This is a genomic window from Ruminococcus sp. FC2018 (genome assembly GCF_000621805.1).
GTDB lineage: Bacteria > Bacillota > Clostridia > Oscillospirales > Ruminococcaceae > Hominimerdicola.
Window position 1 is genome coordinate 62,151 of sequence record NZ_JHXH01000006.1, and the last position, 15,617, is coordinate 77,767.

Annotated in this window: 14 protein-coding genes; all 14 read left to right on the forward strand. The window is 47.2% G+C overall.

Features of this window, described 5'->3' with window-relative positions:
* The first annotated feature begins 11 nt into the window (after positions 1–11).
* The gene (tgt, locus tag T494_RS0105625; RefSeq protein ID WP_028505449.1) at positions 12–1,148 is read left to right on the forward strand and encodes a tRNA guanosine(34) transglycosylase Tgt; all 1,137 of its coding nucleotides are present in this window, start codon (positions 12–14) and stop codon (positions 1,146–1,148) included.
* Between the two features lie 64 nt (positions 1,149–1,212).
* Positions 1,213–1,761 carry a manganese efflux pump gene (locus T494_RS0105630; RefSeq protein WP_028505450.1) on the forward strand — a complete coding sequence of 183 codons (549 nt, stop codon included), beginning with the start codon at positions 1,213–1,215 and terminating at the stop codon, positions 1,759–1,761.
* A 105-nt stretch (positions 1,762–1,866) separates the two neighbouring features.
* On the forward strand, positions 1,867–3,546 hold the full coding sequence (locus T494_RS0105635; protein WP_028505451.1) for an AMP-binding protein: 1,680 nt from the start codon (positions 1,867–1,869) through the stop codon (positions 3,544–3,546).
* A gap of 21 nt (positions 3,547–3,567) precedes the next feature.
* Positions 3,568–4,209: a hypothetical protein gene (locus T494_RS0105640; RefSeq protein WP_028505452.1), complete on the forward strand. Its 642-nt coding sequence runs from the start codon at positions 3,568–3,570 to the stop codon at positions 4,207–4,209.
* Between the two features lie 346 nt (positions 4,210–4,555).
* Positions 4,556–5,575 carry a phenylalanine--tRNA ligase subunit alpha gene (gene pheS, locus T494_RS0105645; RefSeq protein WP_028505453.1) on the forward strand — a complete coding sequence of 340 codons (1,020 nt, stop codon included), beginning with the start codon at positions 4,556–4,558 and terminating at the stop codon, positions 5,573–5,575.
* 19 nt (positions 5,576–5,594) lie between these two features.
* Positions 5,595–8,009, forward strand: a complete 2,415-nt coding sequence (pheT, locus tag T494_RS0105650) for a phenylalanine--tRNA ligase subunit beta (protein ID WP_028505454.1) — start codon at positions 5,595–5,597, stop codon at positions 8,007–8,009.
* Between the two features lie 152 nt (positions 8,010–8,161).
* Positions 8,162–8,410, forward strand: coding sequence for an IreB family regulatory phosphoprotein (locus T494_RS0105655; RefSeq protein ID WP_028505455.1), 249 nt, complete (start codon positions 8,162–8,164; stop codon positions 8,408–8,410).
* Between the two features lie 121 nt (positions 8,411–8,531).
* Positions 8,532–9,338, forward strand: coding sequence for a polysaccharide deacetylase family protein (locus tag T494_RS0105660; RefSeq protein ID WP_028505456.1), 807 nt, complete (start codon positions 8,532–8,534; stop codon positions 9,336–9,338).
* A 157-nt stretch (positions 9,339–9,495) separates the two neighbouring features.
* Positions 9,496–11,175: a hypothetical protein gene (locus T494_RS0105665; protein WP_028505457.1), complete on the forward strand. Its 1,680-nt coding sequence runs from the start codon at positions 9,496–9,498 to the stop codon at positions 11,173–11,175.
* A gap of 109 nt (positions 11,176–11,284) precedes the next feature.
* Positions 11,285–12,985: an oligosaccharide flippase family protein gene (locus T494_RS12445; protein ID WP_051540130.1), complete on the forward strand. Its 1,701-nt coding sequence runs from the start codon at positions 11,285–11,287 to the stop codon at positions 12,983–12,985.
* Positions 12,986–13,082: 97 nt separating this feature from the next.
* Positions 13,083–13,883 carry a nucleoside triphosphate pyrophosphohydrolase gene (mazG, locus tag T494_RS0105675; protein ID WP_037344074.1) on the forward strand — a complete coding sequence of 267 codons (801 nt, stop codon included), beginning with the start codon at positions 13,083–13,085 and terminating at the stop codon, positions 13,881–13,883.
* A gap of 51 nt (positions 13,884–13,934) precedes the next feature.
* Positions 13,935–14,219, forward strand: coding sequence for an HU family DNA-binding protein (locus T494_RS0105680; RefSeq protein ID WP_028505459.1), 285 nt, complete (start codon positions 13,935–13,937; stop codon positions 14,217–14,219).
* 54 nt (positions 14,220–14,273) lie between these two features.
* A complete protein-coding gene (locus tag T494_RS0105685; RefSeq protein WP_028505460.1) occupies positions 14,274–14,516 on the forward strand; it encodes an RNA-binding S4 domain-containing protein in 243 nt (80 codons plus the stop codon).
* 14 nt (positions 14,517–14,530) lie between these two features.
* Positions 14,531–15,487: an SGNH/GDSL hydrolase family protein gene (locus T494_RS0105690; protein WP_081777237.1), complete on the forward strand. Its 957-nt coding sequence runs from the start codon at positions 14,531–14,533 to the stop codon at positions 15,485–15,487.
* The last annotated feature ends 130 nt before the right edge of the window (positions 15,488–15,617 follow it).

The window sequence follows — 15,617 nt, forward strand, 5'->3', positions numbered from 1 at the left end:
CGAGGTATATTATGTTTACATTACTCAAACAGGAAGGTGCTGCAAGACGGGGCGAATTCAAAACTGTCCACGGCACCATACAGACTCCCGTGTTTATGAACGTGGGAACGGCTGCTGCAATAAAGGGCGGCGTGTCTTCCATAGACCTTAAAGATCAGCTTAAAACGCAGGTGGAGCTTTGCAACACCTATCACCTCCACGTCCGTCCCGGCGACGAGGTCATATATAAGCTGGGCGGTCTGCACAGGTTCATGAACTGGGACAAGCCTATCCTCACCGACAGCGGGGGATTTCAGGTGTTCTCACTTGCGAAGCTGCGCAGGATAAAGGAAGAGGGGGTTTTCTTCAACTCCCACGTTGACGGCAGAAAGATATTCATGGGACCCGAGGAAAGTATGCAGATACAGTCCCACCTTGCATCGACTATCGCAATGGCTTTTGACGAGTGTGTTGAAAACCCTGCGGAGTACAGCTATTCAAAGGCGTCCTGTGAAAGGACCACACGCTGGCTCAGACGCTGCCGGGCTGAAATGAAAAGGCTAAATTTCCTTGACAGCACGATAAATAAGCACCAGATGCTTTTCGGCATCAATCAGGGCTGTACCTATGACGACCTGAGGATAGAGCACATGAAAGCTATACGTGAACTTGACCTTGACGGATACGCTATCGGCGGACTTGCCGTAGGTGAGCCCACAGAGGTCATGTACCACGTTATTGAGCAGGTGGAGCCATTTATGCCAAAGGATAAGCCTCGCTATCTTATGGGCGTGGGCACACCAAGCAATATAATCGAGGCTGTGGCAAGAGGAATTGACTTTTTCGATTGCGTAATGCCAAGCAGAAATGCCCGTCATGGCACACTTTTCACATGGAGCGGCATAATGCACATCACCAACAAATGCTACGAGCTTGATGACCGCCCGATTGACCCCGAGTGTGATTGCCCGACCTGTAAGAATCACTCAAGAGCCTATGTTCGCCACCTTTTCAAAGCCGACGAACAGCTTGGAGGCAGGCTGGCTGTTATGCACAATCTGTATTTTTACAACACCCTTACCGAAAAGATAAGACAAGCTCTTGACGAAGGTACGTTTGAACAGTTCAGAGCAAGGTACAGCACCCTGCTTTCTTCAAAATGCGAATAAATCACGTAAAATTTGTGTAAGTATCTATTAGGTGCTTGCACATTTTTTATGCGGAGGTCTCAAAATGGGCTTTTTAGAAACTGTCTTTCTGGGTGTAGGGCTTTCAATGGACTGCTTTGCCATTTCTGTCACAAACGGAATGTGCAAGGTGAAAAGGCGGCTGCTCACAGCTTTGGTATGCGGGCTGTGCTATGGGCTTTTCCAGGGCGCACTGACCTGTATCGGTTACAGCGCCGGCTCGGTCTTTGCGGAAAAGATAAGCTCGTTCGGCAGCTATGTGGCGTTTGTGCTGCTTGCGCTGTCAGGGATAAAGATGTTTTTCGACAGTGACCAGAGTGCACAGGAGCTGTCTGCGGCGGCAGTGTTTTTCAGTGCCTTTGCCACCTCTCTTGACGCATTGTCCGTGGGGGTCAGCCTTTCAGCTCTGGGAACGGATATTGTTATGGTGGGAGCAGTCATCGCAGCAGTCACACTTATGCTCTGTACCGTGGGTTTCGCTGCAGGTTCAAGAGCCGGAAAACATCTTGGACAGTATGCAAGATACTTCGGAGGAACAGTACTTATAATCCTTGCTCTGAAAATACCTGCCCAGAAGCTTGGTATTATAGGCTAAGTTAACAAATGAGTAATAATAAATCAATGCTAATTTCATTGTAAAAGTTTATACTGAATTATAACTTTATGCTGCCGTTAAATGAATGCGGAAGGATTGAAAAAAATGAGTAATATGAACGATTTTTATAAGAGATTTGTGGACGAAGCCTATGACGAAAACGGCATTGTTTGTAAATTCGACCTTGCTCTGCCGGACAACTATAATTTTGCATACGACGTTATAGATGCCATTGCCGGGGAGGAGCCCGACAGGGTCGCTCTGCATTGGCTGGGCGAGAACGGCGAGGAGCGCATATTCACTTTCAGGGATCTTTCCGAGCAAAGTATTAAAGCTGCCAATATGCTCCGTGACCACGGAGTGGAAAAAGGCGATGCTGTAATGGTGGTGCTTAAAAGGCACTATGAGTTCTGGATAGTTGCCTATGCCCTTATAAGACTGGGCGCAGTGCTTATACCTGCCACCTGCCAGCTGATGAAAAAGGACTATATCTACCGCTTTGACCTTGCAAGGGTAAAGTATATTATCACCACAGGCGAGGATAATGTTACCGAGCACGTGGACCAAGCTCTTGAGGAGTACAAGTGGATGAAGGAAAAATTCATTACCCACGGCAGCAAGCAGGGCTGGACAGACCTTTTATCCGAGATAGAAAAATATCCATGCACCATGGAAAGGATACCCAACAAGAGCGATGACCCGATGATCGCTTATTTCAGCAGCGGCACCACAGGCTATCCCAAAATGGTGCTGCACGCACATTCATACAGCGCTGCCCATATCTTTACCGCCAAGCATTGGCACCATGTTTCCGACGGCACCGTTCACCTTACCGTTTCTGAAAGCGGCTGGGGCAAGTGCGCATGGGGCAAGATGTTCGGTCAGCTTACCTGCGGAGCTACTGTGTTCGTTTACGATTTTGACAGGTTCGTACCGGAAAATGTGCTGAAGGTGATACAGGATCACCACATCACCTCCTTCTGCGCACCGCCCACAATGTACAGGTTTTTCATTAAAGCAGGCATTGAAAAGTTCGACCTTTCAAGTCTGAAGTATTCCTGCGTTGCAGGCGAAGCACTCAACCCGGAGGTTTTCAACAAGTGGAAACAGTTTACCGGTCTTGACCTTATGGAGGCTTTCGGACAGACGGAAACTACCGTTGTGCTTTGCAATAGCTACGGTATGAAGCCAAAGCCCGGTTCAATGGGCAAGCCTTCTCCTCTGTACCATGTTGACCTTGTGAACAAGGATCTGAAACCGGTGGGCGTGGGAGAAACGGGAGAGATAGTGCTGCGTGAGGAATACTGCAAACACCCTGCGATCTTCAAGGAGTATTACAGAAGTGCAGAGCTTACCTTCCGTGCATGGAAGGGCGGCGTTTACCATACAGGCGATACCGCTTACCGTGACGAGGACGGATATTTCTGGTATGTGGGCAGAACGGACGACCTTATCAAAGCCTCCGGTTACCGCATCGGACCCTTTGAGATAGAGTCGATACTTATGGAGCATCCCAGCGTGCTTGAATGTGCCATAACCGCAGCCGCAGACCCCATAAGAGGAAAGGTGGTCAAGGCTACTATCGTCCTTACACAGGGATACGAGCCTTCCGAGGAGCTTAAAAAGGAGCTTCAGAATTATGTTAAGAAATCCACTGCGCCTTACAAATATCCACGTATCGTGGAATTTGTAGATGAGCTGCCAAAAACATTCAGCGGCAAGATAAGGCGTGTTGAGATAAGAGAAAACGACAAGAAGAAAAATAAGCAGAAAAAAGATAAGTAAACAGCAAAGCGGGGTGAGTTTATGCTTGTCTATGAATACCCTCCCAAGCTTTCACACGGTGCGAGGCAGGCAAAAGCTATCCACGACATTGAGCAGCACAAAAAGATAAGGCGAGGCATGATAAGAAATATGGCTATCGCCGTGACCATAATCGCTCTGTCGTTTTTTGTGGACATAATGCTTGTAAAGCTGGTGCTTATACTGATAGCTGCGGCAAATGCAGCCGTGGGACTGCTGCTTTACCGCTACGGTATGATGAGCTTTGATGCAAAGGTCTATTCAAGGATATACGACGACCACCTGGAACACTCCCAGAGGGTAGGCTTTTCAAAGCGGTATCTCTGCTTTGATGTGCTGTATAAAGACTTTGAAAAAAGCTTTCAGGATCCCAATGGGAACCTTGTGGTGCAGCTTGCGAAAGACCATAGCGCAAAAGTCTGGACGGCTGATGAAAACGGCGGGGATAAACAGGATCATGAAATAAAGAATAACACCCTGACGCTGAAGTTTGCCGACACCAAGGCAAAGCTTACTCTGGTAAACGACTTTTATGAGCAGATAAAATATCCCCATAAGGAGTATAACGTTATTGAGGACGACGATGATGATTATTATACCGATGATGATAAAAAGTGGGACAGCCTGGGTAAGCACGGACTGTAAAATGTAAACTTTTCGTTAAACGCTTGAAAAAACAGGAGCGTTGTGATATCATAATCAAGTAATATAACATCTTAAACACATTGACCAAGAGAGTAAGTGTGCCTTATGGATTTCAGAGAGGGTCCGAGCGGCTTTGCCGTTTTCTGCAACGGGCTTATTTCAAAGCATACCGAAGTTCACTTGCGAGTGGTTTTGCCGAAAGGTAAAGTAAGCAAAAACGTGCAGCCGGCGTTAACGGCAGGGGAGTGTCGGCTCCCGTCAAAACAGGTGGTATAACAATGACTTTTTAAGGTCTTGTCCTTTTTTGAGGACGGGACCTTTTATTATTATCGGGAGGTAAAAAGCAATGAAGGAACAGCTCAGAAGCATTGAAGAGCGTGCAAAAGCGGAGCTTAAGGAGATAAGCGACGCAAAGGTGCTTGAAGAGTTCAGGGTGAAGTACCTGGGCAAAAAAGGCGAGATAACAGGTATACTGAAACAGATGGGCAAGCTTTCCGCCGAGGAAAGACCTGCCATGGGTCAGCTGGCAAATAAGGTCAGGGCGGATATTGAAACTGCCTTGAGCGCAAGGGTCAGCGAGCTTAAATCTGCCGCCGAGCAGGTCAGACTCAAAAACGAGACTCTTGACGTTACACTGCCCGGCAAAGCTCCCGCAATAGGCAGACCTCATCCTCTGGATGCCGTGCTGGCAGACGTTGAGGAGGTATTCCTGGGCATGGGATTTGAGATCGTTGAAGGTCCGGAGGTGGAGACCGACCACTACTGCTTTGAGGCGCTCAATATGCCCCCTCATCACCCTGCAAGAGATACACAGGATACATTCTATATCAGCGACAGCGTGCTTCTGAGAACACAGACTTCCTCTGTCCAGATAAGGACAATGGAAAAGATGAAACCGCCTATCAGAATAATCTCACCGGGACGTGTTTACCGCTCAGATGCTGTTGACGCAACACATTCGCCGCTTTTCCACCAGATAGAGGGACTTGTTATAGACAAGGGAGTTACCATGGGCGACCTTAAAGGCACGCTGGAGCTTCTTATGAAGCGTCTTTACGGCGACGAGGCAAAGATAAGGCTCAGACCTCACCATTTCCCATATACCGAGCCTTCAGCAGAGGTTGACATGATGTGCTTCAACTGTCACGGAGAGGGCTGCTCCATGTGCAAGCAGGAGGGCTGGGTAGAGCTTCTCGGCGCAGGAATGGTACACCCCAAGGTGCTTGAGGGATGCGGTATCGACCCGAACGTTTACAGCGGATTTGCTTTCGGTATCGGTCTTGAAAGAATAACCATGGGCAGATATAACATCAACGATATGCGTCTGCTTTATGAAAACGACATGAGATTCTTAGAGCAGTTCTGATAAGGGAGGTAAAGTATAGATGGATCTTTCAATGAGATGGCTTGCAGACTATGTGGACTGCGATATGCCGATAAAGGAATTTGTAAGCGGTATCACCCTTTCAGGCTCAAAAGTTGAGTGCTTTGAGACAGAGGGAGATTACCTTTCAAACGTTGTTGTGGGACAGGTCAAAGAGATCGTCCGTCACCCGGATTCCGACCATATGTTCATCTGTCAGGTGGACGTTGGAGAGGGAGAACTCACACAGATAGTCACAGGTGCGCAGAATGTAAAGAAGGACGATTTTGTGCCCGTTGCAAAGCATAAGTCTACTGTACTCCATGAGGGCAAGGTGGTTAAGATAACCAAAGGCAAGCTCCGTGGTGAGGCATCAAACGGTATGCTGTGCTCACTTGCAGAGCTTGGTCTTACGGTCCATGATTTCCCTTACGCTATCGAGGACGGAATTTTTATTCTTGGCGATGACTGCGATAAGACTATCGGCAAGGACATCAGAGAGGCTATCGGCTTCAACGATACAACTGTGGAGTTTGAGATAACCTCAAACCGCCCTGACTGTATGTCGGTAACAGGTCTTGCAAGAGAGACTGCCGCTACCTTCGGCAAGGAGTTCAAGCTGAAGAAACCGGAGTATAAAGGCGTAAAGGGTGACATTAACGATATTATCAGCGTTAAGATACACAACTCAAAGCTCTGCCCCAGGTATATGGCTGCGGTGGTGAAAAACGTAAAGATAGGTCAGTCCCCAAGATGGATGAGAGAAAGGCTGCGTGCAAGCGGAGTTCGTCCTATCAATAATTTCGTGGACATTACAAACTATGTAATGCTTGAGTACGGTCACCCCATGCACGCTTTTGACCTGCGCTATGTCAGCGGGAATGCTATCAACATCAGAAACGCACAGCAGGGTGAAAAGATAACCACTCTTGACGGCGTGGAAAGAGAGCTTTCAAGCGAGATGCTGGTTATCGCAGATGCCGAAAAGCCTGTTGCCGTAGCAGGCGTAATGGGCGGCGAGTACAGCGGAATAATGGATGATACCACTACCGTTGTCTTTGAGTCGGCTTGCTTTGACGGGGCAAGCGTAAGGACTACGGCTAAGAAGCTGGGCATGAGAACAGACGCATCTTCAAGATATGAAAAGGGTCTTGACCCACACAACTGTTACGACGCTCTGATGAGAGCGTGCCAGCTTGTGGAGGAGCTGGGCGCAGGCGAGGTACTGGACACTCATATTGATGAGGATTACCACGATGATACACCGGATTCTGTTGAGTTCGACAGCAAGTGGATAAACGAATTTCTTGGAACGGATATCCCGCAGCAGCAGATGATAGACTACCTCACAAGCCTTGAGTTTGAGGTAAAGGACGGCAGGGTGTACGTTCCCCACTTCAGAATTGATATCCAGCGTCCCTGTGATGTAGCCGAGGAGGTCGCAAGGCTCTACGATTACAACAATATCCCCGGAACAATAATCAGAGGCGTTGCACAGGCGCAGAGAACACCTAAGCAGAAGTTTGAAAGAGCCGTTAAGCAGGCAATGTTTGCCTGCGCAATGAATGAGACGGAGACCTTCTCGTTTATTTCGCCCAAGTATTTTGATAAGATAAATCTTCCGGCAGATTCTTACCTTCGCAAGTGCGTGACCATAACCAACCCGCTTGGCGAGGACACAAGCGTTATGAGAACCACTATTATCCCATCGGTGTGCGAGGTGCTGGCACGAAACAATAATTACAGAAATCCCAAATGCTATATTTTCGAGCTTGGAAACGAGTATATCCCCGTTGAGGGCGAAATACTCCCAAGCGAGCCTTCAAGGCTTGGAATGGGCGTTTACGATACCGCAGGCACTTTTGACTTTTACAGCATGAAGGGCATTGTGGAGAATGTCCTTGACAGAGTGGGCGCAAAGAATGTAAGCTTTGAAAGAGCAGATAAGGACTGCGGTTATGACGAGTTCTACGCTTTCCATCCGGGAAGAGTGGCTGTTGTCAGGGTCGCAGGCACAGCAGTAGGTATCTTCGGCGAGCTGCACCCAAAGACAATGGAAAATTACGGGCTTTCCGCAAGGACATATGTTGGCAAGCTTGACCTGCCGGAGATAATGGATAATTCCCAGTCCCAGAAGAAGTATAAGCCCCTGCCAAAATACCCTGCCACAACAAGAGATATCTCGGTGGTCTGTGATGACAGTATCCCTGTGGCTGAGCTTGAAAAGGCTATAACAAAGGCTGTAGGATCGATCCTGGAAAAGGTCACGCTGTTTGACGTTTATAAGGGCGAGCAGATAGAGCAGGGTAAAAAGAGCGTTTCATACTCCATTTCCATGCGCTCACACGAGGGCACGCTGACAGACGAGCAGGCTGACAAAGCTATGGACAAAGTTTTAAAGGAGCTTTCGGCAATGGGTGCGGAACTGCGTGGATAAAACCCCTCAAACGCCATTGCATAAGGACGCTTGTGTATAAAATTTTGCCTTTGGATTTGTGCAGATTTCATAAAATTTAAAAAACTGCTTGTATATTTGATTTTCTTGGAGTATAATAATAGCGTAGAATAAACGACGGGAGGGTCAAGCTTATGTACGATCAGACAGTTGAATTTTCAATTACAGATGAAAAGGAGTCGGAACTGAGAAAAACTCTGACCACCATTTATGAGGCCTTGAAGGAAAAGGGCTATAATCCTGTAAACCAGATAGTAGGCTATATCCTTTCCGAGGATCCGACCTACATAACGACCTACAATAATGCTAGAAGCCTTATAAGGCATATCGACAGAGACGAGCTTTTGCAGGCGTTGGTAAAATCCTATCTGAAGGTAAAGTGAAAATGTTTTTAAAGGACGGCAGAAATTACCGTCCTTTTTTCTTTGGATTTCTTTGCAAAAAGGGAATAGTATAATTACATCAGAAGGATGATATTATGACCTTGCAAAGGAGAAAAGAAAAATGAAGAAGATAATTGTGGCGCTGACTGCATTGACGCTTACAGGGTGCGCCATCGGGATCTCCCCTGACAGTCCCAAGGAGCAATCCTCTGCAGAAACGGTGAATGTGGAGGTCAAAAAGCAGGACCTTTCAAAGCTTTCAAAGACGAAGCTTGGCTACGGTCAGGGTGTTATCACCGATGAAAAGAACAGGACCACCGGTGCGCTGGATTTCAACAAACGATATGGTGAACTGGGCGCAAAAGCCATTGATACGGACGATAAGAAGATAACTCTCACCTTCGATCAGGGATATGAGAACGGATACACCGCTAAGATCCTGGACACTCTCAAAGAGAAAAAGATAAGGGCAGTTTTCTTCCTCGTGAAGGACTACGCAGAGAAAAATCCCGATCTGGTAAAGAGAATGATAGACGAGGGACATATTATCGGCAATCACTCGGTGCATCACTATTCAATGCCCACCCTTGACGCAAAGACCTGCGAGAGCGAGATAATGGATATGCATAAGTATATCAAGGATAAGTTCGGCTACGAGATGAAGCTTTTTCGACCGCCTATGGGTGAGTTCTCGGAACAGTCGCTGACGGTGACAAAAAACTGCGGATATGAAACGGTAATGTGGAGCTTTGCCTATGCGGACTGGGATACAAAGGCACAGCCCGAGGAGCATAAGGCGGCAAAGAAGCTTGTGGGAGCTGCCCACGAGGGAGCGATATATCTTCTGCACAGCGTCTCAAAGACCAATGCCCAGATTCTGGGCTCGGTGATAGACGGCATAAGAGCCAAGGGGTTTGAATTTAACTGACCCTGCAAAAGCGTCCTTTGAAAGCAAGGGGCGCTTTTCACATAGTTATCACAGAGTTTTCACTCCAGTTTCGTTGACTTTTGGGCGTAAAAGTGATATAAATGAATTGTAAAGTAAGGTAACTATGTCTGTATAAATATTGTGGGAGGAATTTGAGATGATCAAAAATAAGGTTCTTACACCGGTTCTGGCTTCTGTTCTGGGCGTGAGCGTTATCGGCTCGGGCGTTGGCTATTATCTTGTTAATAAGGACAGCGGAGAGACGTCCGGTCCTAAGGAGAAAATGGACTCAATGAAGATCTCCCTGACTCAGGTGGAGAAAAGCGTGAACACCGCTACAGATGATGTTCAGAAGGCTGTCAGCGGACAGCTGGACTATGCTTATGACTCTTCGCTGAAGTTCACATTCGGAGAGGGCATGAATCTGGGCGGACTTAAAACCACCAACTCCGACGGCAAGCAGGCCATCAAGCCTATCGAGATCAGCACCAATGTAAAACAGAAGGGTCAGAAGTCTCAGGCTAATATTGTCGCTAAGTATAACGATACAACACTGGTGACACTGGAAACTATCACATCAAAGGATAATAACACCGCTTATTTCAGGATCCCCGAACTGAGCAGTGCATATATCCAGGCAAGTGAAGCCGATATCAAAAAGATTTTTGAAGAGTATCAGCAGAAGCTTCAAAACAGAAGAAATATCACTATCAACGGTCAGACTCCAAGTACCGGCAATTCCGGCACACAGATAAAGACTCCGGATCTGAAGGACCTTGTACCGGGAGTTCCTGATGTTTCTGCGATCGACAGCAAGAAGCTTGAGGAGAAGCTCAAGAGCTATCTGGATACCTTCAAGAGCAAGCTGCCTGCAAAGAAGGACGGAGCAAATGTTTCCGGGGATATCGACGGTAATAAGTATGATTACAAGAGCGTTATTTATTCCATAAACGGCAAGCAGGCTCAGGATGCACTGTATGCAGTGATCGACAAGATGGCTGCCGACAGCGATCTGAAAAAGCTCTTTGACGACTCAATGAGCAAGCAGACAACAACCAATAAGAAGAGCTACGCCGACATCATGGCTGAGCTTAAAAAGGAAATAGCTGTTCCTGCTGAAAACCAGAACAAGGTCGCTTCCTTCGAGCTGTATTATGACGGCGACGAGATAAGCGGATTCGGTCTGAAATACGACAACAAGGAGTATGCAAAGGCTATCCTTATCAATAAGGATACTGTCAATGCAGTTGATCTGAGCGTATCAGACGATAAGGGCACAAACGGACTGAACGTCAAGGGCTCTTCAAAACTGGTCGACGGCACAGTAAACGGCGTTTATACTCTCAGCGTTAAGAGCAACGGCAAGGAAGATGTATCCGGTAAGCTTTCTCTTGACAAGGTAGTTGTTAAGGACGATTATTTCAGCGGCACTATCCAGCTGGACGGCAACTTTGCAAATTCCAGCGGCAAGAGCAGCAATGCAAGCATCAAGCTTACAGGCACAAGCGAGAAGGACAAGAAGGATATCAAGCTTTCAGTTGATACCAACGGAAAGAACGTTGTTACAGTTGAGTTCAAGATGAACAAAACAGAGGCTACCGATATCGCCCTTCCTACCGAGAAGACATACAAGATCGACCAGATGGAGGAGTATTACAAGACCTGCGATATCGAGAACTTTAAGGCTTCTCTCAATGATGCTATAGGCTACAACGTTTTCGGCATCTTTGACAGCTTCGGTAAGCTTGGCAAAAACGGTACAACAACTACTGCTCCAAAGACAAATTCATCTGTAAAGACCGCAAAAACAAATGATTACGAGATGTTTCAATTCTGAGATCAAATGATAAATATTAAGGGACGGCTTGAATGCCGTCCTTTTTTTTGTAATACCATCCGTGGACATATCATAAAATAGATGTGAGATATGTTTACGGAGGTGCGGCTTGAAAAAACAAGGTTTTATCAAAGGCTCGCTGATACTGCTCTCAAGCGTTGTTATAACAAAAGTCCTGGGACTGGTTTACAGAGTGCTGCTCACACGGTCTGTGGGCGGTACGGGAATGGGCTATTTTGCAGGTGCGTTCTCGGTGTTCACCCCGGTAATGGCTGTGGCTGCCGCAGGGATACCCTCGTCAATAGCACGGATCGCAGCTGAGGAGTATGCTCTCGAGCGTTACGCAAACCTGCACAAGGTCAAACGCACAGCAATGATGTTTTTTGCCTTCATGGGCATTGCCATTACGCTTGTGATGCTGCCCCTGGCTTTGCCTGTTACACAGCTCCTTACCGGGAGCAGGTGCGGAGGATATGCCCTTATCGCACTTATACCGTCACTGTTTTTCTGCTCGGTAATGTCTGTGCTGAGAGGGTATTACGAGGGTCTTCATAATATGTATCCTACAGCTGTTTCGGAGATAATCGAAACTGTGCTGCGGCTGGTTTTCGGATTGGGACTTGCCTTTGCCGCACAGAAGATTGCTCTTGATGCTTTCGCTCAAAATGGCGAGTTTCTGGGGATAGCGTGCAGCGATATGCAGCAGGCTGAACAGATCTCTGCTGCCTTTGCAGCCGCAGGAGCTGTCGCCGGAACAAGTCTGTCCTCCGCAGTCGCCTGTGTTTGTGTGATACTGTACAGCCGTTTCAGAGGCGACGGGATAACCCGGCAGATGCTTTGTGCGGACAAAGTGACCGACCCTGCCGGTACCATTGTCCGCCGTCTGCTCAGTTATAGCCTTCCTGTGGGGATCTCGGCTCTGATATCAACGCTTACAGGCATGATAGATATGCTGACCATCGCTCCCTGCGTTGAAAAGGCTTATGCCGCCGATCCTTCCGGGTTTTCGTTTCTGACCGGAGCAGGCGTGCCTCCCGATCAGCTGCCCAATTTTGTTTACGGCTCGTATACAGCCCTTGCCCTTGCCCTTGCAGGTCTTGCACCAACCCTTACAGCAATGCTTGGCAAAAGCTCCCTGGCAGCTGTAAGCGAAACGGCAGCAAAAGGCGATAAAGCCATGCTTGGCAAAAACATAAACCGTATGCTTTCCCTTTGCGCTTATATCGTCTTTCCCTGCGGCGCAATGCTGGGGATATTCGGAAAAGATATCCTGCAAATGCTCTTTTCCGCCCGCAGCAGCGAAATAGCCGCAGCTGCCCCTTGTATGGTATATCTGGGTGCAGCTGTGGTGTTCATGGGGATCTCGCTTCCTTGCTTTACAACTCTACATGCACTAAAAAAATCTGCGTGGGTGACGGTGATAATGCTTGTGGGGGGAGCAATAAAGCTAATTGGGAACATTGTGCTCATAAGACGACCCGGGTTCGCCCTTACCGGTGCAGCCGTGTCAATGCTTATCTGCGAGGCGGTAATATGCGTTATGTGCCTTGCTGCTGTCTTTAAAAGCGCAAAGGTGAGACCGGCAGTAAAGAGTATCCTGGTCAAGCCGCTATATGCCTGTGTAATGGCTTCTCTGACCGCTGTGCTGTTTACGGAAATAATGGAAAAAATGCGTCTGATGCCCATAAAATCACATTTTGGCACACTTTTATCAATGCTTTTTTCGGTCATTATGTACTTAATTGTAGTTGCAATCTTGTGCGAAATGCCGAAATCCTCAATATTGTTGCGAATTTATAAAAAAAAATAAAAAAACACTTGAAATTTTTTGAAAAGTGCGTTATTATAATTGAGGTACGGGAGAGGCGGCGTATTGACCGCTGCTTAAACGTTTTCGGGAGTTTGTTATGGAGCAGATAAAAAAAGAACTTGTTGAAAAGAAATCTTTTGATATCAATGACCTTGTTAAGATAGTAAGGGTGTTGAGAAGCGAGACTGGCTGTCCCTGGGATAAGGTACAGACCCACGAAAGCATAAAGAAAGATCTTCTTGAAGAGACCTATGAGGTCATGGAGGCTATTGACTGCAAAAGCCCGGAGATGATGCAGGAGGAACTTGGAGATGTCCTTTTGCAGGTGGTGTTCCATACGGTGCTTGAAAGCGAACAGGGTCACTTTGAGCTTGGCGATGTGACAAGTGATGTCTGCCGCAAGCTTATAGTAAGACATCCACACGTTTTTGGTGACGTTAACGTTGAGGGTGTGGACGATGTCCTGCGCAACTGGGACTCCATAAAAATGGATACCAAGGGTCAGGAGACCTTTACCGATACATTAAAAAGCGTGCCAAAGAATTTCCCTGCACTTATGAGAGCGCAGAAACTCGGAAAGCGTGCTGCAAAGTCAGGCCTTGATTTTGAAAATGAGTATGACGCTTTCGAGGGTCTGAAAAGTGAGGTCGCAGAGACCGAAGCGGTACTGGCTGATAAGCAAAAGGCTGCGCAGGAGCTTGGCGATCTTATGTTTTCCTGTGTAAATGTTGCAAGAAAGCTTGGTCTTGACGCTGAGGAGCTTTTAAGTCAGGCAAACGAAAAGTTCCTTGATCGTTTTGAAAAGGTGGAAAGCAGTGTCACGGCAGACGAAAAGTCCATGACGGAGCTTTCGGCGCAAGAGCTTGATGAATACTGGCGCAGGGCTAAAAATGTGTAATTGATGAATAGCATAAGGCTGTTCGTTAATAATAATAGGAGGTAGAAAACAATGACAAAGGCAGAATTGGTTAGCAAAATTGCTGAAAAAGGCGACTATACAAAGAAGGACGCTGAGAAGGCACTTTCAACAGTAGTTGGCTCTATCACAGACGTACTTACAGCAGGTGACAAGGTTACACTTATCGGCTTCGGTACTTTCGAGGTTCGTCAGAGAAAGGCTAAGAAGGGCATCAACCCAAGCACAAAGCAGCCTGTTAAGATCCCTGCAAAGAAGGTTCCTGCATTTAAGGCTGGTAAGGCTCTTAAAGAGGCAGTTGCTAAGAAAAAGAAGTAATCAAGATAAGGCCTGGCTTGTTTAGTCAGGTCTTTTTTGTTAAAGAGGTCAAAGATGAGATTAGATAAATATCTGAAGGTTTCACGTATTATAAAGAGAAGAACTGTCGCAAATGAAGCCTGCGATGCAGGAAAGGTGCTTGTTAACCAGAAGGTGGCAAGAGCTTCCTATGATGTAAAGACGGGCGATGTGATAGAGGTGAACCTGGGAAGCAGACCGCTCAAGGTCAGAGTGCTTGCCATTAACGAACTGGCAAATAAAGAAAATGCTTGTGAGAACTATGAGGTAATAGAATAAAAGACAAGAGGAAGATGAAAGGTAAAATGAATAAAAAAATGGTATCGCTTATCCTTTCGGCTATGATAACGGCGGCTTGCACCGCAGGCTGCGCAGAACAGGAAATGAAGGACGATACAGACGTTTTTAAGCAGGTCATTGTGAGCGCACCGGACAGCTCCCGCAGTGACAGCAGTCAAAGCAGCGAAACTTCCGTAACGACCACGGTGGGCAGCTGGGCGGCAGAGCTTATCTCAACTCCTTCCGCCACAACTACAACTGCAGCTTCAACTGCCACGGTAACTTCCGAGGCGACCACCACGACTCCTGCCACAACAACGTCTAAAACTACAACAAAAGCCACCCAGACTCAAAAGACTGTTACAAAACAGACAGACCCGCCAAAGCCTGCAAGCGGCACATCACCGAATCTGGCATTTTATAAACAGAAGCTTTTTGTGATAGGTGACTCGGTGGCAAGCGGCTATGCAGCTTACGGTCGCATCCCGGTAGAGCACAGCTCCGCCAAGATAAACGTTTCCATCAGAACCGCCGGAGGACAGATAGACAGCGCCAAGAATGCCAAAGCTCCCCTTATCCTTACATCAATGGGTATGAATGACTGGGGGATATCCTCGGCAAGCTTTGCACAGCATTATAAAAATTTCCTCACCAGGCTCAGAGCAGCCTGCCCGGGAAGCGTTATACTTGTGGGCGCAATAACTCCCACAGCGGCGGTGAATAAGTATCCCAATGTAAAGCTGAGTGTGGTAAAGAGCCACAATGCCCAGCTTAAAGCTATCGCCGATTCAATGGACGAGAAAGTGATCTACTTTGATGCCTTTTCTGCGGTCAGCAGCGACGGGGAACATCTTGACAGCGTCTATGCAGGTGCAGACGGATTGCATTTGCAGCCGGCAGCCTATGATGTTTTGCTCAATAGCATGGCTAATCTCCTGGACAGCCATTCCATGAAGGAAAAGATTGCCTGAAATGGGCATTATAACATAATTATTATTATGCGAAGGGTACAGTTATCCTTCGCATTTTTTTGTTATTTTTAACAGTTTTTTACGTTGACTTGTTGAAAAAGGAATGGTATAATGACTTGGAAAAGAACAA

Excerpts from the sequence above, each read along its gene's own strand:
- pheT (WP_028505454.1), top strand. The coding sequence starts at position 5,595 with ATGGATCTTTCAATGAGATGGCTTGCAGACTATGTGGACTGCGATATG.
- tgt (WP_028505449.1), top strand. The coding sequence starts at position 12 with ATGTTTACATTACTCAAACAGGAAGGTGCTGCAAGACGGGGCGAATTC.
- T494_RS0105635 (WP_028505451.1), top strand. The coding sequence starts at position 1,867 with ATGAGTAATATGAACGATTTTTATAAGAGATTTGTGGACGAAGCCTAT.
- T494_RS0105690 (WP_081777237.1), top strand. The coding sequence starts at position 14,531 with ATGAAAGGTAAAATGAATAAAAAAATGGTATCGCTTATCCTTTCGGCT.
- T494_RS0105665 (WP_028505457.1), top strand. The coding sequence starts at position 9,496 with ATGATCAAAAATAAGGTTCTTACACCGGTTCTGGCTTCTGTTCTGGGC.
- T494_RS0105655 (WP_028505455.1), top strand. The coding sequence starts at position 8,162 with ATGTACGATCAGACAGTTGAATTTTCAATTACAGATGAAAAGGAGTCG.
- T494_RS0105685 (WP_028505460.1), top strand. The coding sequence starts at position 14,274 with ATGAGATTAGATAAATATCTGAAGGTTTCACGTATTATAAAGAGAAGA.
- T494_RS0105660 (WP_028505456.1), top strand. The coding sequence starts at position 8,532 with ATGAAGAAGATAATTGTGGCGCTGACTGCATTGACGCTTACAGGGTGC.
- T494_RS0105630 (WP_028505450.1), top strand. The coding sequence starts at position 1,213 with ATGGGCTTTTTAGAAACTGTCTTTCTGGGTGTAGGGCTTTCAATGGAC.
- T494_RS0105680 (WP_028505459.1), top strand. The coding sequence starts at position 13,935 with ATGACAAAGGCAGAATTGGTTAGCAAAATTGCTGAAAAAGGCGACTAT.
- pheS (WP_028505453.1), top strand. The coding sequence starts at position 4,556 with ATGAAGGAACAGCTCAGAAGCATTGAAGAGCGTGCAAAAGCGGAGCTT.
- T494_RS0105640 (WP_028505452.1), top strand. The coding sequence starts at position 3,568 with ATGCTTGTCTATGAATACCCTCCCAAGCTTTCACACGGTGCGAGGCAG.
- mazG (WP_037344074.1), top strand. The coding sequence starts at position 13,083 with ATGGAGCAGATAAAAAAAGAACTTGTTGAAAAGAAATCTTTTGATATC.